3 protein-coding genes and 1 riboswitch are annotated in these 2,761 nt (G+C 63.1%); all 3 genes read right to left on the reverse strand.

Going from position 1 to position 2,761, the window contains the following annotated elements; all coding sequences use genetic code 11:
• A partial coding sequence (locus AC2VOG_RS05240) for a PPE domain-containing protein (protein ID WP_486938860.1) occupies positions 1-98 on the reverse strand: 98 nt, incomplete at its 3' end.
• Between the two features lie 27 nt (positions 99-125).
• Positions 126-425: a PE family protein gene (locus tag AC2VOG_RS05245; RefSeq protein ID WP_486938858.1), complete on the reverse strand. Its 300-nt coding sequence runs from the start codon at positions 423-425 to the stop codon at positions 126-128.
• Positions 426-707: 282 nt separating this feature from the next.
• A riboswitch (M-box (ykoK) riboswitch) is annotated at positions 708-878 on the reverse strand.
• A 129-nt stretch (positions 879-1,007) separates the two neighbouring features.
• Positions 1,008-2,761 (reverse strand): type VII secretion AAA-ATPase EccA (eccA, locus tag AC2VOG_RS05250; RefSeq protein ID WP_486938859.1); only part of this gene is annotated, 1,754 nt, incomplete at its 5' end.

The raw sequence follows: 2,761 nt of genomic DNA on the forward strand, positions 1-2,761 counted from the left end.
CCGGTCCACGCTGACGCGGCCGCAACCAGCGGGCCCGAACCCGCACCGGCATACATCAATCCGGAATTGACCTCCGGAGGCAACACACCAAAATCCATCGCCACAGTCATCAACTCATCCTGAAGCTAGCCCGCGAGAACGGTGTTGGCGGCTTCGGTGACCGCGTAGGAGCCGGCGCTGCCGCTCAAGGTGTTGACGAACATCCCCAGAATCGCGCTGGCCTGTGCGCCGATCGACTGATACAGCTGGCCGTAGGTGGAGAACTGGGCCGCGGTCAAGACCGACACCTGGTCGGCGGCGGCCGGAAGCACTGCGGTGGTCGGGCCCATCGCGGCGGTGTTCTGGCTGGCTATTGTCGAGCCGATACCGGCCAGCCGACCGGCAGCATCTGCCAGCATTTCCGGTTGAGTGGTCGTAAAAGACATAGCAAATCCCTCTCGTGGAATAGCCGCTTCTCACCTCAGGGTGGTTTCGGCGCGATTCGATGAACTCCAACGTTTGGGCGCTGGAGTGCGTGAAAAATGTTGTCGTGTAAGCCGATTCAGACGACGGAAAGGACGCCGGGGCTGGTTCGCAACGAAATGGACCCCGGTTTCGGATACGGACTATCGTCAGAACTCATTTCGCCTCACCTCCTCACGGCCAGGGCGCACAGGGGCGCCAACACGATGCACAAGGGATGGGGCGAAACGACACCACTGCCGTCCGCAGCACCCCTCTCGTCAGAGCTTTGGCACTGCACGGCGTATCCGGAGAGTCCGGAAGCCACTTGGGCTCAACCCTTAAGCCGGGAAGAGCTGTCCTGACCCTGGGCGTCTTTCGACGTTCGAGGTCAGTGGCCTATATCCGTACAGACGCCTCACCTAGCGAGGTGCATGTAACTTACAGCTAGAAGTCTGGCAGCGATACCGCACCAAGTCAATGAACTCACCGTAGGTTTACCTAAATTTTTTCCGTTTGGCCCGATGAGCGCGAGTTGACAAGGTGCCGGCCGGTCCACCAAATGGCTAGTCGGGCTTCTTCTCTGCGACTGCTGCACTCAACCCCTCGGCGAGGTCGTCGTGGGTCAACTCCTTGAACCGTCGCAGCTGGTCGTCGCTGAACTCCTCCACGTCGCCGGACAACACCGCGTCGAGATCATCGTCGTCGAGTCGAAAGCTACGGTGATCGCGGGCCTTTTCCACCACGTTGCGCACGAACCCGGCATTCCCCAACGTGTCGATGCCCCGGATCAGGTCGCCGTCGGGTGAGATGGTCTCGTCGTTGTAGAACCTGGTGTAGTGCGGCAGCAGACCCTCGGCAGCGTCGTCGGTGATGATGTCCTCGTTTTCCCGGCCCATCAACTGCGTCAGCGCGACGAGCTCTTTCGGGTTGTAGCTGTAGAACTCGATGACAGTGGAGAACCGGCGCCGCAGCCCCTGGTTGACCTCCAGCATCTTGTCCATCGCCTTGGCGTACCCGGCCCCGAATACCACCAGTTCGTCACGGTGGTTCTCCATGTACAGCAGCAACGTATTGATGATCGCGTTACCGTAGGCGTCGCCCGTGGAGTAGCCGCTCTCGTGCAGGTTGTGCATCTCGTCGAAGAAGACGGCTCCGCCAAGCGCCTCCTCGAGCATCTCCTCGGTGTTCTTCTCCGCGTCGGCCATGTAGCGGCCCAACAACTTCGCGCGACTCGTCTCGACCACCAACGGCTTACGCAGCACGGTCAAGCCGCACAACTGTTTCGAAAAGGCCCGCGCCACCGATGTTTTGCCCGTTCCGGGCGGCCCCAGCAGCAACGTGTGACGCGAGGTCACCGGCACCGGCAGGCCCATTTTGGCGCGAGCCAGGTTCACTTTCGTGGTCGACTTGATCAGCTTGATTTCCCGCTTGGCCTGATCCATACCGAGCATCGCGTTGAGCTCGGCGTCGCCTTCGTCGAGGTACTTCTTGGCCATCTCCGAATGCCGGGCGGCCTCCGTCTCTTCGCGGGTGGGCGCACTGTCCACGTCCCACGGGTCTGTGCGGGCCTCGATGGTTTCCGGGTCGGTCAGCACCAACCGGTAGCTGGTGTTGTCCAGCGCCTCGCGTGCCGGGACGAATTTCGCGTCGCGGGAGTAAACCCGGCGCAGCGACTCGACGGCCTCCTCTTCGCGGCCCATGTGGCGAAAGCACATGCCCTGGGTGTACATGGCGACGTTGGCCGCGCTGGGTACCCGATCCCCCTCGATGGCTTCCTGGGCGCGACGGGTCGCCTCTTCGAACACCCCCAGCGACGCCAGCGCGGTGGTCGCCATCGCGGCTCCGGCGGCCTTGAGTTCAGGATGCCGCCAGCCCGCGCCCGGTGGGAATTGGGTGAGCACGTCGGGCCAGCGTCCGGTGCGGAAGTGCAGCAGCCCCCGCACATATTTGACCAATTCCTCGTCGGAGGGGTGCCGCGGCGTAATCGAATCCAGCAGCTCGGCTGCTTCGGCGTAGCGCTTCGCCTCGGTGAGGGCGGCCGCGTAGCCGGCGGCCAGCGACTCGACGCTGGTGACCGCGAGCTTCAGGAACATCCCATCGGAAATCTCGGGACGAAACTCCAGCTCCGTCAACCCCAGGCGGCGGATCTCCCAGCCGAATGTCTGCACCGACTGCCATGCGCCGGTGAGCACCGTGATGTTCTGGTCGCCGGCCAGCAGCCGCGCCAGCCAGGCGTCGCACATCGCTGGGTCCAGGCTGGTCGCCGTCGTGAACATGCGCAGGGCCACCTGCGGATTGTGGCTGGGCTGAAGCCCAT

It is taken from the genome of Mycobacterium sp. TH-M11, assembly GCF_057473725.1.